The sequence below is a fragment of the Sphingomonas sabuli genome (assembly GCF_014352855.1).
Classification (GTDB): domain Bacteria; phylum Pseudomonadota; class Alphaproteobacteria; order Sphingomonadales; family Sphingomonadaceae; genus Sphingomicrobium; species Sphingomicrobium sabuli.
This window is the reverse complement of the sequence record NZ_CP060697.1, coordinates 1,550,852-1,565,000: the sequence shown is the minus strand read 5'-3', so window position 1 is coordinate 1,565,000 and position 14,149 is coordinate 1,550,852. Positions and strand designations below refer to the sequence as shown.

Sequence of the window (14,149 nt, the reverse complement as noted above, 5' to 3'; positions counted from 1 at the left end):
ACCCGCGGTTAGACGGAAAGACCCCGTGCACCTTTACTGCAGCTTCAGAGTGGCTGTGGGAAACAACTGTGTAGAATAGGTGGGAGGCTTTGAAGCATCGGCGCCAGCTGGTGTGGAGCCACAATGTGAAATACCACCCTGTTGTTTTCTACAGTCTAACCTCGCACCGTTATCCGGTGCAGGGACCCTCTGTGGTGGGTAGTTTGACTGGGGCGGTCGCCTCCTAAAGAGTAACGGAGGCGCGCGATGGTGGGCTCAGGACGGTCGGAAACCGTCTGATAGAGTGCAATGGCATAAGCCCGCCTGACTGCGAGACTGACAAGTCGAGCAGAGACGAAAGTCGGTCATAGTGATCCGGTGGTCCCTCGTGGAAGGGCCATCGCTCAACGGATAAAAGGTACGCCGGGGATAACAGGCTGATAACCCCCAAGAGCTCATATCGACGGGGTTGTTTGGCACCTCGATGTCGGCTCATCACATCCTGGGGCTGGAGCAGGTCCCAAGGGTTTGGCTGTTCGCCAATTAAAGTGGTACGTGAGCTGGGTTCAGAACGTCGCGAGACAGTTTGGTCCCTATCTGCCGTGGGCGTCGATATTTGAGAGGAGTTGCCCCTAGTACGAGAGGACCGGGGTGAACATGCCTCTGGTGGACCTGTCGTGGCGCCAGCCGCGCAGCAGGGTAGCTATGCATGGACGGGATAACCGCTGAAAGCATCTAAGCGGGAAGCCTCCCTCAAGATAAGATATCTCAGAGCCGTCGAAGACCACGACGTTGATAGGCCGGGTGTGGAAGCGCAGTAATGCGTGGAGCTAACCGGTCCTAATGCTCTATTCGCGCTTGATGAATCTGCACCATCATCGACAGCCTTGCTGTTCGATCGGTGACGATCATCTCAGCTAGATGAGACGCCTTAAAGGTCTGCACGATTTCTAGAATTTTCGATGATGCGCCGGCTACATAGCTTGGTGGCCATAGCGTCTGTGACCCACCCGATCCCATCCCGAACTCGGACGTGAAACCAGACTGCGCCGATGGTACTACTGCCTAAGCAGTGGAAGAGTAGGTCGTCGCCAGGCTTTGCAGCCGGCGCTTCATCGAAGAACCCATTCACGATTTCAAAATGGCCGCTGCCGGTGAAAGCCAGCGGCGGCCTTTTTGTTTTTGCCAACCCTGTCCAGCGCGCCAAACGCGTGTCCGGTGATGAGTTGGGAAGGTGCCGCGGGGTGGAGCAGTCCGGTAGCTCGTCAGGCTCATAACCTGAAGGTCGCAGGTTCAAATCCTGCCCCCGCAACCATCTTGAGAAAGCCGCCTTCGGGCGGCTTTTTTTGTGCCCTCGACAGGCGTCACGCCGGACTGTCAGGAGCGCCCGGTGAGCGGTCCGTCCGGTGGCGCCTGGAACTCCAGCGGCGGGAGCGATGCCCCCGGATAGCCGGCGGTGACGGCCTCATAGATGACCGTCCCAACCGGCGCGTACGTCACCGCCTCGGTGAGCGCGAAGGAGCCGAGAATGGCGGCAATGCCCCATTTCCAAGCCGCGTGTACGTGGCCGCGATGCTTGCGATCGGCCAGCACTCCGGCAAGCGGGAACAGCAGGGTGACCGCAAAGGCCGATTCCCAGGCCCACGGTTCCAGGTACGGCATCGGCAGTAGCCTTCCAAAAGCTGGCCCCATCAGGATCGTCATGCCGCAAAAGTGCAGCCGACGGTGCCATTCCGTCCGGCGGCGCATCGCGATCGCTGCCGCCGTCAGCCCGGCGAAAGTGGGAATGGCAAGATAGTCCGACACGAGGAAGTGCAGCGGCTGAATGAAGAACGGCACCGTGCCGGCGCGAACGATCGCGGTGGTGACGATGAAGCCGGACACGACCATCGCCGCCATCCACGCCGCGGCGATCCAGCCGAGCTTTCGGTGCAGGTCGACCCGGTTTGCGCGGACCAGCAGGTTCTGGACCAGGTAGATGACGATCCAGCCCATGAAGAGCACGGCATGAGCGTGCACGCGCGCGGGCGACGCGAAGGTCGAGCGGCCGAGCAGGACCTGCATCGAGAACGCGATGACGACGATCGTCGCCATGATGATCGAGCTTTTGAGAAAGAAGCGCTCATCGCCCATCCGGTCGGACGCTCGCAGGGACTGAAGCACAACGCGCCTTTCCAATCGGTCGGCTTCGAACGCCCCGACCTTGCGCAAACCATAGCCACGATCCTTGCGTGCACAAGCAAGGTGAAGCTGCCAGCGCGCGGACCGCCGCTGCGAAGCGGCCCGGCCGGTATGCCTTAATAGTTGTAGGCGCGCTCGCCGTGGTCGGCGAGGTCGAGGCCCTCGCGTTCGTTGTCGCGCTCATGTCGCAAGGGCAGGACCGCCCGCACGGCCGCGAAGCACAAGGCGGAGCCGGCGGCCGACCACAGGATCGCCACGGCAACTGCCTCGATCTGCGTGACCAGCTGGGCGCCGAAGGCATATTCGGCGGCGCCGTGGCCACCCAGCGCCGGGAGCGCGACCAGCGCCGTGCCGACCGATCCGACGATGCCGCCCAGTCCGTGGATGCCGAAGACGTCGAGGCTGTCGTCCAGGCGCATCCGGTTCTTGAGCGAAGAGACGAAGATGTAGCAGGCGGCACTGGCCAGCGCGCCGAGGAGCATTGCGCCGATCGGCCCGCTGATCCCCGCCGCCGGCGTCACTGCGACCAGCCCCGCGACGGCTCCCGAAGCGCCGCCCAGCATTGATGCCTTGCCCGACACCCACCGTTCCAACCCCATCCAGGCCAGCAGCCCCGCCGCCGGTGCGGCAAAGGTGTTCATCATCGCCACGCCGGCAAGGCCGTTGGCCTCCAGAGCCGATCCCGCATTGAACCCGAACCATCCGACCCACAGCAGCCCGGCGCCGACCATCGTCAGCGCCAGCGAGTGCGGAGGCATGGGCTCGCGCAAATGCCCGATGCGGGGCCCGGCGAACCACACCCCGACCAGTCCCGCGATGCCGGCATTGATATGCACCACCGTGCCGCCCGCGAAATCGATCGCGCCGAGCCCGAACAATAGTCCGTCCCCGGCCCACACCATGTGCGCCAGCGGGGCATAGACCAATGTCAGCCACAGCAGCGAGAAGACCAACACTGCCGAAAAGCGCACCCGTTCGACCAGCGCGCCGATAACCAGCGCCGCGGTGATCGCCGCAAAGGTCATCTGGAACGCCGCGAACACCAGTTCGGGAATCGCATCGCCGTCGCTGCCGACCGCCCAGAGCGTGCTGTCGAGCCCGGTCAGCCCGGCCTTACTCAGGCCGCCGATCACCGCATTGCCCGCGCTGAAGGCAAGACTGTAGCCCCAGCCGATCCAGCTCAGCACCGCGATCGCGGTAATCGCCATCACCTGGCTCATGACCGACAGCAGGTTCTTCGCCCGCACCAGCCCGCCGTAGAACAGGGCGAGGCCGGGCAGCAGCATCAACAGGACCAGCGCGGTGGACACCAGCATCCAGGCAGTGTCGCCGCTATCGATCGTCAAATCCCCGGTCATCATCCCCCCGCCGCTGCTCTCCTCGCCAAGCTATCGCAGCCGGCGCGCGGTTCTACGTGAATGCTTCACATCGCCGCGCCGGGCTCCGGGCGTCGACCGGCACCACCGCCGTGCTCAGACGTCTGATCTCAAAGCGAACTAGGGAATGGAGAGGGCTATGGCGTCGGCACGGCTGCGGTGGAAGCTGCTCAGGGACATGGAAGGCTGGCTCGACCTGCCGATGGTGGTGCTCAGCCTGGTGTGGCTGGCGATCGTCGTGGTCGAACTGGTGTCGGGCACGTCGGCACTGCTCGAGACGGTGGGCACCGTCATCTGGATCATCTTCATCCTCGAATTCGCGCTCCGGCTGTGGCTCGCGCCGGACAAGTCCGCCTATCTCAAGAGCAGCTGGCTGACGGTGATCGCCCTGTTGGTCCCGGCCTTGCGGATCTTTCGCGCCCTGCGCGTGGTGCGCGCCGTCCGGGCGCTGCGCGGATTGCGCCTCGTGCGCATCGTCGGCACCGCCAACCGCAGCATGAATGCGCTTCGCTCAAGCCTTGAGCGCCGCGGCTTCGGCTATGTCGTCGGCTTGACCCTGCTGGTGGTCGGACTGGGCGCGGCCGGAATGCTCAACCTCGAAGGTGCACGCGAAACCGGCGGCGGCTTCACCAGCTACTGGGACGCCTTGTGGTGGACCGGGATGATGGTGACGACGATGAGCAATGAATATTGGCCGCAAACCAGCGAAGGGCGGGTCCTGACCTTCCTCCTGTCGCTCTATTCGCTGGGCGTGCTCGGATACGTCACCGCGACTTTGGCCAGCTTCTTCGTCGGCCGCGACGCGGAGGAAAAGAACGGGCCGATTGCCGGCAATGCGGAGATGAAGGCCCTGCTCAAGGAAGTGCGGATGCTGCGCGACGAAGTGCGGGCTAGCGCTCCGCCGGCAGGTCCTGCACGTCCAGTTCCTTCAGCGGGATGACCGTCACGTCGGGATAGGCTGCGCGCACGGCATCGAGGAACTGGCGCGCGTCGCCGACGATCACGATCGTCGCACCGGCGGGCGCGAGCAGGTCGCGGGCCGCGGCACCGGCCTGTTGTGGCGTAACCGCGGACACCGCCGACTGGAAACGCGCGATTTCGGCCGGGTTTACCCCTTGCTGGACATAGCTGCTGACCAATCCGGCCAGGCCGGACGTGGTTTCGAACTGCCGGCCGATCGACCCGTTGAGCACTGCCTTGCGCGTGGTCAGTTCCGCGTCCGGGATGGGCTGCGTTCCCAGCCGGGTCATCTCGCCGACGATCAGCTTGAGCACTTCGGGCGCCGACGGGTTCTTGGTCTGCGTTGCCGCAACGAACGGGCCGGTCATCCGGCGGCCGGCGATCTGGCTGCTCGCGCCATAGGCAAGGCCGCGCTTGATCCGCACTTCCTGATTGAGCCGCGAGGAGAAACCGGTGCCGAGCACGGCGTTGGCGACCAGCGTCTGGTAATAGCGCGGGTCGGACCGGGTCAGCGTGGGCTTCAATAGCGCAACCGCGGCCTGTCCCGCGTCAGGCATATCGACCACGATCACGCGGCCGCCCGGCGGCGGAGCGCTGGCGGCGCTGGCCGTCGCGACCGGTGCCGTCGTCCAGTCGCCGAAATTGCGTTCGGCAATGGCGCGCGCGCGCTCGGGGTCAATGTCGCCGGTCAGGATCAAGGTCGTCTGATCGGGCCGGAAGCTGCGGCTATACGCGGCGACGATGTCGTCGCGGCTGATCGCCTTGAGCGATGCCGGCGTGCCGGATGCCGGCGGGCCGTAGCCGGCCGGCCCGAACGCCGCGCGGATGCCGACGATCGACGCGATCGATCCCGGGTCCTGCAAGGCCACCGTCACTTCGTCGACATTGATCGCCCGTTGCCGCTCGATTTCCTCGGCGGCGAAGGCCGGATTGCGAACGACATCGGCCAGGATCGGCATGGCCGCGGCCAACTGGTCGGACTTGACGGTCAGCCCCGCCCTCGACCCGTCATAGCCCGCAGCGGTCTCGAGCGATCCGCCCAGCGCTTCCATCTGCTGCGCGATTTGCGACGCGGTGCGAGTCGCGGTGCCCTTGGCCAGCAACGCTGCGGTCATTTGCGACAGACCTGCCTTGCCCGCCGGGTCGGCGGCGCCCCCCGACGTGCTGACCAGCATCGCGGTGGCCAACGGCAGGTCGGGCCGGGCGACCGTGATCAGGGTCATTCCGTTGGCCAGCTTCTGGGTCACCGGCACCGGCAGGTCGGCGCGCACCTCCGGCCCGGGCGCCGGCGGCGCGACCCGCTCCTGATCCGAAGCCGGCTGCACGATGACGATGTTGGCGGGTGCGACCAGCGGCGCCACCTGTACGGTCGCGGGCGTGACGATGGTATCGCCGCCGCCCTTCGCACCGTCGCCTTGCGGAAGGTACCGGACGGCCGCGCTTTGGCTGTCGGTCAGGTACTTGCGCGCCACGCGCTGCACGTCGGCCTTGCTCGTCTGGGCGATTAACGCCACGCGCCGGTCGGCGGCCCGGGCATCGCCGCTGACGATGACCGCCTCGGCAATGGCGGTGGACTTTCCGTCGACGGTTTCTCGCTCCTTCAGCGCGGCGGTGAGAAGTTCGTTCTTCGCTTCCTGAAGCTCGGCGTCGCTGACCGGCTCGTCGCGCAACCGGGCGATCTCGCGGCGCAGCGCGGCCTCGCCCTCCACTGCGGTCTTGCCGCTGGCTAGGATGGCATAGGCTGCAAGCAAACCGGGGTCCTGGCTCTCGCCGTTGAAGACATCGGCGGACGTGGCAATGCGGTCGCGGTAGATCAGGCTTTGGTACAGCCGTGAGCTTTTGCCGGACGACAGGATGGCGGAAAGCACTTCCATGACCGCCGAATCCCGGTCGGCGGCGCGCGGGCCGGGATAGCTCAGCAGCACGGCGGGTAGCGGGGTGTTCGGCTCATACACCGTGTAGGTCTTGGCGGTACGCGCCGGCTCGACAACCCTGACCGGGGGCAGCGGAGTGGATGGCCGGGCGATGGGCCCGAAATACTGGTCGACCCAGCGATCCAGCTGCGCCTGGTCGAAACGGCCGGCTACGACCAGCACGGCATTGTCCGGGCGGTAATAGGTGGCGTGAAAGGCGCGCACGTCGTCGATGGTCGCGGCGTCCAGATCCTCGATGCTGCCGATGCCCGGTCGCGCATACGGATGCACGCTGAACGACACTTGCGGGAGGTAGAGGTAGAACAGCTTGCCGTAGGGCTGGGCGAGCACGCGCGAGCGAAACTCCTCCTTCACCACGTCGCGCTCCGACTTGAAGAAGCCGGGTTCGACGACCAGCGATCCCATGCGCTCGGCTTCTGCCCACAACAGGCGCTGCAGGTGGTTGGCGGGAACGACCTCGAAATAGTTGGTGTAATCGTCGTTGGTGCTGGCGTTATTGAAACCGCCGACATCCTCGGTCAGGCGATCGAACTGTTCCGGCACCAGGTTGCGGCTGGCCTTGAACATCAGGTGTTCGAACAGGTGCGCGAAGCCGGAACGGCCCTTGGGATCATTCTTCGACCCGACATCGTACCATACCTCGACCGACACGTTCGGGCTGGACTGATCGGGGATGGAATAGACGCGCAGGCCGTTGGCCAGCGTCCGGCTGGTGAACGCTATCGGCGGGACGGCAGGCGCGGACGTCTGCGCAGTGGCCGGTGCCTGTGCCGCGGCGGGCAGCGGAAGCAGCAGGGCCTGACCCGCCAAAAGGGCAGCACAATAACGGGTCAGGGTCTGGCTTTTCATGGGGTCTGCTCCTCGATCTCACGCGATGTCTGACGGAGCGCGGCGATGAGTCAATCGCCCGCTGACCAATGGCGGCCAGGTTTCGATGGCGGAGTGGCGGAGCGCGGGCGGGCCTCGGACGTTCGACTGGCCATGGCCAAGCCCAAAGTCCCCGCACCGATGGAAGCGCAACTCGCGGGCGAACTGCCCGACGGCGATGGCTGGCAGTTCGAGCCCAAGTGGGACGGCTTTCGCTGCCTGGCCCGGCGTGAGGGCGATACCGTCGACCTCATCTCCAAAAGCGGCAAGCCGCTCGGCCGCTATTTCCCGGAAGTGGCGGAGATGCTCGCCGGGCTGCGATCCGAAAGCTTCCTGATTGACGGCGAGCTGATCATCACCACCGGCGATGCGCTGGCCTTTGACGCGCTGCAGATGCGTCTGCACCCCGCCGAAAGCCGCGTGCGCAAGCTGGCCACGGAAACGCCGGCCGAACTGATGCTGTTCGACCTGCTGGCGATCGACGGCGACGCCGTTGCGGACGAACCGCTGGCCAAGCGACGCAAGCGCCTGGAGGCGTTCGTCAAGGCCAATCGTTCGCCATCGCTCAAGCTGTCGCCGGTCACGCTGGACCGCGCCGCCGCGCTGGCCTGGCTGGAGCGCAGCGGCGGGGCGCTCGACGGCGTCATCGCGAAACGCTCCGACCAGTCCTACAAGGCGGGCGAGCGGGCGATGATCAAGGTCAAGCCGGAACGGACCGCCGATTGCGTCGTCGGCGGCTTCCGCTACGCCGCCAAGGGCAAGGTCGTCGGCTCGCTGTTGCTCGGTCTTTATGACGACGACGGCCTGCTGAACCATGTCGGCTTCACCTCCGCCATTCCGGCCGGCGAGCGCGCGAGATTGACCCGGGATCTCGAGGCTCTGGCCGAGGCGCCCGGCTTCACTGGCAACGCGCCGGGCGGGCCGAGCCGGTGGAGCACAGAACGGTCGGCGCAATGGCAGCCGCTGAAGCCTTCGCTGGTCGTCGAGGTGAAGTACGATCAGGTCACCGCGCGTCGCTTTCGTCACGGCACCCGCATCGTCCGCTGGCGGGCCGACAAGGCGCCGGCGCAATGTACGTTCGACCAGCTGAAGCCCGCGCTTCGTCCGTCGGAAATGAAGGAGATTTTTGGCTCGTGACGGCGGATCTGTTCGGCGCGCCGCCGATCGCGGGTCTCGCCTACCGTCCCGACTTCGTCGATGCGGACGACGCCGCATCGCTGGTCCAGCACCTCGAAGGCGAGGCGCTCGATCCGTTTCGCTTCCAGGGGTGGACCGGCAAGCGGCTGACCCGCACCTACGGCTGGCGGTACGATTTCGACGACCGCAGCTTTGCGCCGGCCGAGCCAATTCCGGAATGGTTGCAACCGCTGCGCATGCGGGCGGCCGGATTCGCCGGGGTCGCGCGTGACGAGATCGTCCACGTCCTCCTCGTTCGCTACGATCCCGGCGCCGGCATCGGCTGGCACCGCGATCGGCCCATCTTTGAAAAAGTGATCGGCATTTCGCTCGGCGCGCCCGCCGTCCTTCGCTTTCGCAGGCGCCGGCCCGGCGGCTTCGACCGCGCCAATGTGCCGGTCGATCCGCGGTCGGCTTACGTGCTGTCCGGCGAAGCCCGGCACGACTGGGAACATAGCATCGTGCCCGGCGACAGCCTGCGCTTCTCGATCACCTTTCGCACCCTGTCCGACCTCGGCCGGCGCAAGGCGGACGCTTAGCGCGACTCGAACCCGGCGATGCATTCGGCGACCCAGCGCGCGGCGGTAAGCGCGCTGAGGTCGGTCGGGTCGAGCGACGGGTCCCATTCGGTCAGGTCGATGACCTTGGTCGCATGCTGGCTGGCCAGGGTCCGCACTGCCCAGAAGAAATCGGCGACATGCATGCCGCCCGGGCGCGCGCCCGGAGCGCCCGGCATTTGCGCGCGGTCGATCACGTCAATGTCGCAATCAATGACCAAAGCGGCGCAATGGGCAGTGTGGCCGATCGCCTGCTTGACGGCAGCGCGGATGCCGTCGCGGCGCACTTCCTCGACGCTGATGACGCGATTGCCGGCGGCCAGCGCGTCGCGGTGCATCTGCGCGGTGTTGGCGAAGCTGGCGAGGCCGATCTGCGCGATGTTCTTCCCTGGCAGCCCGTCGTTCATCAATGCGCGCACCGGGTTGCCGTTGCTCAGGCCATCGTCGAGGCCACGCATGTCGAAATGTGCGTCCAGCGTTATCAGCCCGACCTTTTCCAGCGGCAGGCCAAGGGCGAGTGCGGCCGGGCGAGTCACCGCGTTGTTTCCGCCAGCGACGAGGGTCAGCGCATGCGCGCCGACGCTTTGCGCGATGGCGTCGCGAATGGGCCCGGTCGCTTCCTCAATACTCAGCCCGTCCAGCGCGACATCGCCGCGATCGCGGACGGGGGTGAAGATCGACCGCCCGATCTCGACGTCGTAGCGGCCGATCCGCCGCAACGTCTCGCGCAGCAGCGCGGGCGCCCGGTCACAGGCGCCGGGGGTGACGGAGCCCGCGGCCAGCGGCGCTCCGACAAGGGCGATGGGAACCGCGGCGTCTTCGGTCAGCAGCAGTTCGGCAAGGTTGGGCCAGTCGGTCATGGCTTTGCGGTAGCAACCCGGCTCGCCTAAGGGCAAATCATGTGGGACCGATTGCTAGTCGACTGCCGCGTCGCGACGATGGAAGCGGCCCCTGACAATCCGCTCGGGATCATCGAGGACGGCGCCATCGCGATCCAAGACGGGCGGATCGTCCGCGCCGGCCGTCGTACCGAACTGGCCGGCAACCGCGCCCGTGAAGTGGTGCCCCTTGGCGGCGCCTGGGTCACGCCGGGCCTGATCGACTGTCACACCCACCTCATCTTCGGCGGCAATCGCGCGGACGAACATGCGATGCGCCGTGCCGGCGCCACCTATGCCGAAATCGCCGAGGCCGGCGGCGGCATCGTGTCGACGGTGAAACGGACGCGCGAAGCGTCCGAGGGCGAGTTGCTGGCGACCGCCGCGATGCGCCTCGACGCGCTGATGAAGGGCGGCGTCACCACCGTCGAAATCAAGTCGGGTTACGGCCTCGACGTCGACAGCGAACTGCGGCTTATGCGCTGCGCCAAGGCACTTGCCGCCAGCGAGGCGGTGCGCGTGGTGCCGACGCTGCTCGCCCTCCACGCGCTGCCCGCCGACTGGAAGGAACGGCGCATCGGCTATGTCTCGATGATGTCCGACCAGCTCATTCCCGCAGCGGCCGAAGCCGGCCTTGCCGAAGCGGTCGACGCGTTTTGCGAAGGCATCGCCTTCACCGCCGAAGAGGTCGAGCGGCTGTTCAAGGCGGCCGACGCGGCCGGACTTCGGGTCAAGCTCCACGCCGAACAATTGTCCAACCAGGCCGGCGCCGCGCTCGCCGCCAAGTACAAGGCGCTTTCCGCCGACCATCTCGAACATCTCGACGAGGCCGGCGCGCGGGCGATGGCCGCGGCGGGCACGGTCGCGGTGCTGCTGCCCGGCGCCTTCTACGCCCTGCAGGAAAGCCGCAAGCCGCCGGTGCAGATGCTGCGCGACCACGGCGTGGCGATGGCCGTGGCGACCGACTGCAACCCGGGCACCTCGCCCTTGCTGTCGCCGACGCTGGCGATGAACATGGCGTGCACCTTGTTCGGGCTGACCCCGGAAGAGGCGCTGACCGGCATGACGGTCAACGCTGCCCGCGCGCTGGCGCTCGAAGGGGAAGTCGGAACCATCGCGCCGGGCAAAGCGGCGGACCTGTGCGTCTGGCGGCTCGAGAGCCTGGCCGAGCTTGGCTATTGGATCGGACTGCCGGGGCCGGAGCGGCGGATTTACGCCGGAGACGATGCCTAGGACTGCTGCCGCGCTGATTGCACTGGCGGCGTGGTCGGGCCTTGCCATCCAGTTCGACGCGACGCTGGCGACGACCGGTTCGGCTGGGCAGGCGCTGTGGGTGCCTCTGCGCTTCTTCACCGTTCTTACCAACCTCACCGTGGCGCTGACCTTTACCGCCAGCGCACTCGGCCGGCGGATATCGCCGTCGTGGCTGGGCGGCGTGACCCTGGCGATCGTCCTTGTCGGCGTGGTCTACATGCAGCTGCTGCGCGGGCTGGTGGAATTGAGCGGCGGCGCGCTGCTCGCGGACGCAATCCTGCACAAAGTCGTGCCGGTGCTGGTCCCGCTCTATTGGGTGGCGTTGGCGCCGAAGGGCCGGCTGCGCTGGCGCGACCCGGCCGTCTGGGCCCTCTTCCCGCTCGCCTATCTCGGCTACGCCTTGCTGCGCGGCTCGGCCGAAGGGCGCTATGCTTATCCGTTCATCGATGTCGCCAAGCTAGGCGCCGCGCAGGTGGCGCTCAACGCGGTGCTGATCGCGCTTGGCTTTGCAGTGGCCGGGCTGGCGCTGGTCGCGCTCGACCGGCGGCTACAGCCCGACGTCGCCGCCGATCAGGAAAGCGACCAGCGATAGCGCCAGCGCCGCTTCGACATAGGCGCGCAGAACGTGACCGAGCGCGCGCCATGTCGACAGGTTCATCTCTCGGCGAAACCAGACGGTCTCGAACGCCAGGAAGACAACGATACTGGTGCCCCCCAGCACAACCGCGATCATCTTCGTCGTATCGTCGTTCACCTGCAGCAACGTCGAGGCGATGCTGACCATCAAGGCGTAGGGCGCGTTGACGTAGGACTGGGCGTAGAATTCCGGCTCCAGCGTATGCCGATTGAGGATCGCGTTGCGGGCCCTGACCGCGCGGGTCGCGAACACCAGCGGGAAGATCGAGAATGCGACCATGCGCAGCAGGATGAGGCTGGTGTCGTCCTTGATGTAACCGGCCAGCCCCGACTGTTCCCGGACCAGGACGCTTTGCCCGATCATCGACAATTCGATCGCGTGCGACACCAGGATCGTCAGCAGCAGGAGCAGCGGTGGGCTCAGCGCGTCGTCGAAACGGTTCTCGCCCGCGCTCGCGACCTCGGTGTAGGCGCGCTTCATCATGTCGAGCGGGTGGCGGATCACCCGCCACAGGGTGAGCGGATAGAACAGCAGCCAGGACACCACCTCGTAGAGGATCTCGTCGAGCGATTTCAGGAAAGCGAAAACGTTCAAGTTGGCCGAGCCCCGCGGTCCTTGGATGCGCGCTCCCGTTAGACTTCCTTTCGCCACTGCAAGCAACTAGTTCGCGCAACCATGACCGACCGACGTGACAACAGCCGCCGCATCCGCGCCCGCCGCGGACCAGACATCAAGGCCAGGCACTGGACCACCGAGGCCGCGGTGCGGATGCTGATGAACAATCTCGACGACGAGGTGGCCGAGAACCCGCAGAGCCTCGTGGTCTATGGCGGCATCGGCCGCGCCGCGCGCAACTGGGCCTGCTACGACAAGATCGTCGAGGTGCTCGAGCGGCTGGAGGAGGACCAGACCTTGCTCGTCCAGTCGGGCAAGCCGGTCGGCGTCTTCCGCACGCACAGGGACGCACCCCGCGTGCTCATCGCCAACTCCAACCTCGTCCCCAAGTGGGCGAACTGGGAAGTGTTCAACCAGCTCGATCGCGCCGGGCTGATGATGTACGGCCAGATGACCGCGGGAAGCTGGATCTACATCGGCACGCAGGGCATCGTCCAAGGCACCTACGAGACCTTTGCCGAGATGGGCCGCCAGCATTTCGGCGGCGACCTTTCGGGCAAGTGGATCCTTACCGCGGGGCTCGGCGGGATGGGCGGCGCACAGCCGCTGGCGGCGGTGATGGCCGGCGCGCACTGTATCGCTATCGAAGTGCAGGAAAGCTCGATCGAAAAGCGCCTGGCGACACGGTATCTCGACCGCCGCGCGACGAGCATCGACGAAGCGCTGGAGATCATCGCTGCAGCCACCGAGCCAACCAGCGTCGGCCTGCTCGGCAATGCCGCCGAAATCCTGCCCGAGATGGTCAAGCGCGGCATCCGTCCCGACGCGCTGACCGACCAGACCAGCGCGCACGATCCCGCCAACGGCTATTGCCCCGCGGGATGGAGCGTTGCGCATTGGCAGGACATGCGCGAACGCGATCCTGCCGCGGTGGTTGCTGCCGCGCGCCAATCGATGGCCCGCCATGTCGAGGCGATGCTCGCTTTCCAGGACATGGGCGTGCCGACCTTCGATTATGGCAATAACATCCGCCAGGAAGCGCTCGACCAAGGCGTCGAACATGCGTTCGACTTTCCCGGCTTCGTTCCCGCCTATGTCCGCCAGCTCTTCTGCCGCGCTATCGGCCCCTTCCGCTGGTGCGCGCTTTCCGGCGACCCCGAGGACATCTACCGCACCGATCAACGCGTGAAGGAGCTGATCCCCAACGATCCCCACCTCCACCGCTGGCTCGACATGGCGCGCGAGCGGATCGCCTTTCAGGGACTGCCGGCGCGCATTTGCTGGGTCGGGCTCGGCCAGCGCCATCGCCTCGGCCTCGCCTTCAACGAGATGGTCCGCAACGGCGAGGTTTCGGCGCCGATCGTCATCGGCCGCGACCATCTCGACAGCGGCAGCGTCGCTTCGCCCAACCGCGAAACCGAAAGCATGCAGGACGGCAGCGACGCGGTCAGCGACTGGCCGTTGCTCAATGCCCTCCTCAACACTGCATCAGGCGCGACCTGGGTGTCGCTCCATCATGGCGGCGGGGTCGGCATGGGGTATTCGCAGCATAGCGGGATGGTCATTGTCGCCGACGGCACCGACGATGCCGCGCGCCGGCTTGAACGCGTGCTGTGGAACGACCCCGGCACCGGTGTGATGCGCCACGCCGATGCGGGGTATGGCATCGCGATAGATTGCGCGCGCGAACAGGGCCTTGACCTGCCGATGATCGATTAGGGCGCGGAGTGGGCCG

The 14,149-nt window shown here is 66.4% G+C and carries 11 protein-coding genes, 1 tRNA gene and 2 rRNA genes (1 of these 14 only partly in view); 9 read left to right on the top strand and 5 right to left on the bottom strand.

Going from position 1 to position 14,149, the window contains the following annotated elements; translation table 11 throughout:
- The 3 genes from H8M03_RS07755 to H8M03_RS07745 form a co-directional block, all read left to right on the top strand.
- A 23S ribosomal RNA gene (locus H8M03_RS07755) occupies positions 1-842 on the top strand; it begins 1,907 nt to the left of the window's first position.
- Between the two features lie 119 nt (positions 843-961).
- Positions 962-1,076 (top strand): 5S ribosomal RNA (gene rrf, locus H8M03_RS07750).
- Between the two features lie 141 nt (positions 1,077-1,217).
- Positions 1,218-1,294: transfer RNA gene (locus H8M03_RS07745), tRNA-Met, on the top strand.
- Positions 1,295-1,356: 62 nt separating this feature from the next.
- On the opposite strand, the gene H8M03_RS07740 is transcribed toward H8M03_RS07745, so the two are convergent.
- Positions 1,357-2,142: a hypothetical protein gene (locus tag H8M03_RS07740; protein WP_246448804.1), complete on the bottom strand. Its 786-nt coding sequence runs from the start codon at positions 2,140-2,142 to the stop codon at positions 1,357-1,359.
- 134 nt (positions 2,143-2,276) lie between these two features.
- Positions 2,277-3,521, bottom strand: coding sequence for an ammonium transporter (locus H8M03_RS07735; protein ID WP_187478891.1), 1,245 nt, complete (start codon positions 3,519-3,521; stop codon positions 2,277-2,279).
- Positions 3,522-3,675: 154 nt separating this feature from the next.
- Between H8M03_RS07735 and H8M03_RS07730 the strand changes: the two genes are divergently transcribed.
- Positions 3,676-4,476, top strand: coding sequence for an ion transporter (locus tag H8M03_RS07730; RefSeq protein ID WP_187478890.1), 801 nt, complete (start codon positions 3,676-3,678; stop codon positions 4,474-4,476).
- Here H8M03_RS07730 and H8M03_RS07725 read toward each other — a convergent pair.
- Positions 4,427-7,279 carry a M16 family metallopeptidase gene (locus tag H8M03_RS07725; RefSeq protein WP_187478889.1) on the bottom strand — a complete coding sequence of 951 codons (2,853 nt, stop codon included), beginning with the start codon at positions 7,277-7,279 and terminating at the stop codon, positions 4,427-4,429. The two genes, H8M03_RS07730 and H8M03_RS07725, sit on opposite strands and share 50 nt — an antisense overlap.
- 132 nt (positions 7,280-7,411) lie before the next feature.
- On the opposite strand from H8M03_RS07725, the gene H8M03_RS07720 reads away from it, so the two are divergent.
- Together H8M03_RS07720 and H8M03_RS07715 are read left to right on the top strand one after the other, a co-directional pair.
- The gene (locus H8M03_RS07720) at positions 7,412-8,434 is read left to right on the top strand and encodes an ATP-dependent DNA ligase (protein WP_187478888.1); all 1,023 of its coding nucleotides are present in this window, start codon (positions 7,412-7,414) and stop codon (positions 8,432-8,434) included.
- A complete protein-coding gene (locus H8M03_RS07715) occupies positions 8,431-9,012 on the top strand; it encodes an alpha-ketoglutarate-dependent dioxygenase AlkB (RefSeq protein ID WP_246448801.1) in 582 nt (193 codons plus the stop codon). The genes H8M03_RS07720 and H8M03_RS07715 overlap by 4 nt, the downstream gene beginning before the upstream one ends.
- Here H8M03_RS07715 and H8M03_RS07710 read toward each other — a convergent pair.
- Positions 9,009-9,890, bottom strand: a complete 882-nt coding sequence (locus H8M03_RS07710; RefSeq protein ID WP_187478886.1) for an arginase family protein — start codon at positions 9,888-9,890, stop codon at positions 9,009-9,011. The two genes, H8M03_RS07715 and H8M03_RS07710, sit on opposite strands and share 4 nt — an antisense overlap.
- A gap of 39 nt (positions 9,891-9,929) precedes the next feature.
- Between H8M03_RS07710 and hutI the strand changes: the two genes are divergently transcribed.
- Together hutI and H8M03_RS07700 are read left to right on the top strand one after the other, a co-directional pair.
- Positions 9,930-11,141, top strand: coding sequence for an imidazolonepropionase (gene hutI, locus H8M03_RS07705; protein WP_187478885.1), 1,212 nt, complete (start codon positions 9,930-9,932; stop codon positions 11,139-11,141).
- Positions 11,134-11,754, top strand: coding sequence for a Pr6Pr family membrane protein (locus H8M03_RS07700; RefSeq protein WP_187478884.1), 621 nt, complete (start codon positions 11,134-11,136; stop codon positions 11,752-11,754). The genes hutI and H8M03_RS07700 overlap by 8 nt, the downstream gene beginning before the upstream one ends.
- On the opposite strand, the gene H8M03_RS07695 is transcribed toward H8M03_RS07700, so the two are convergent.
- Complete coding sequence (locus H8M03_RS07695; protein ID WP_187478883.1) at positions 11,710-12,393, bottom strand: hypothetical protein; 684 nt, start codon at positions 12,391-12,393, stop codon at positions 11,710-11,712. The genes H8M03_RS07700 and H8M03_RS07695 overlap by 45 nt on opposite strands.
- Before the next feature lie 81 nt (positions 12,394-12,474).
- On the opposite strand from H8M03_RS07695, the gene hutU reads away from it, so the two are divergent.
- Entirely contained in the window at positions 12,475-14,133 is a 1,659-nt protein-coding gene (gene hutU / locus H8M03_RS07690; protein WP_187478882.1) for a urocanate hydratase, read from the top strand.
- Positions 14,134-14,149 lie beyond the last annotated feature (16 nt).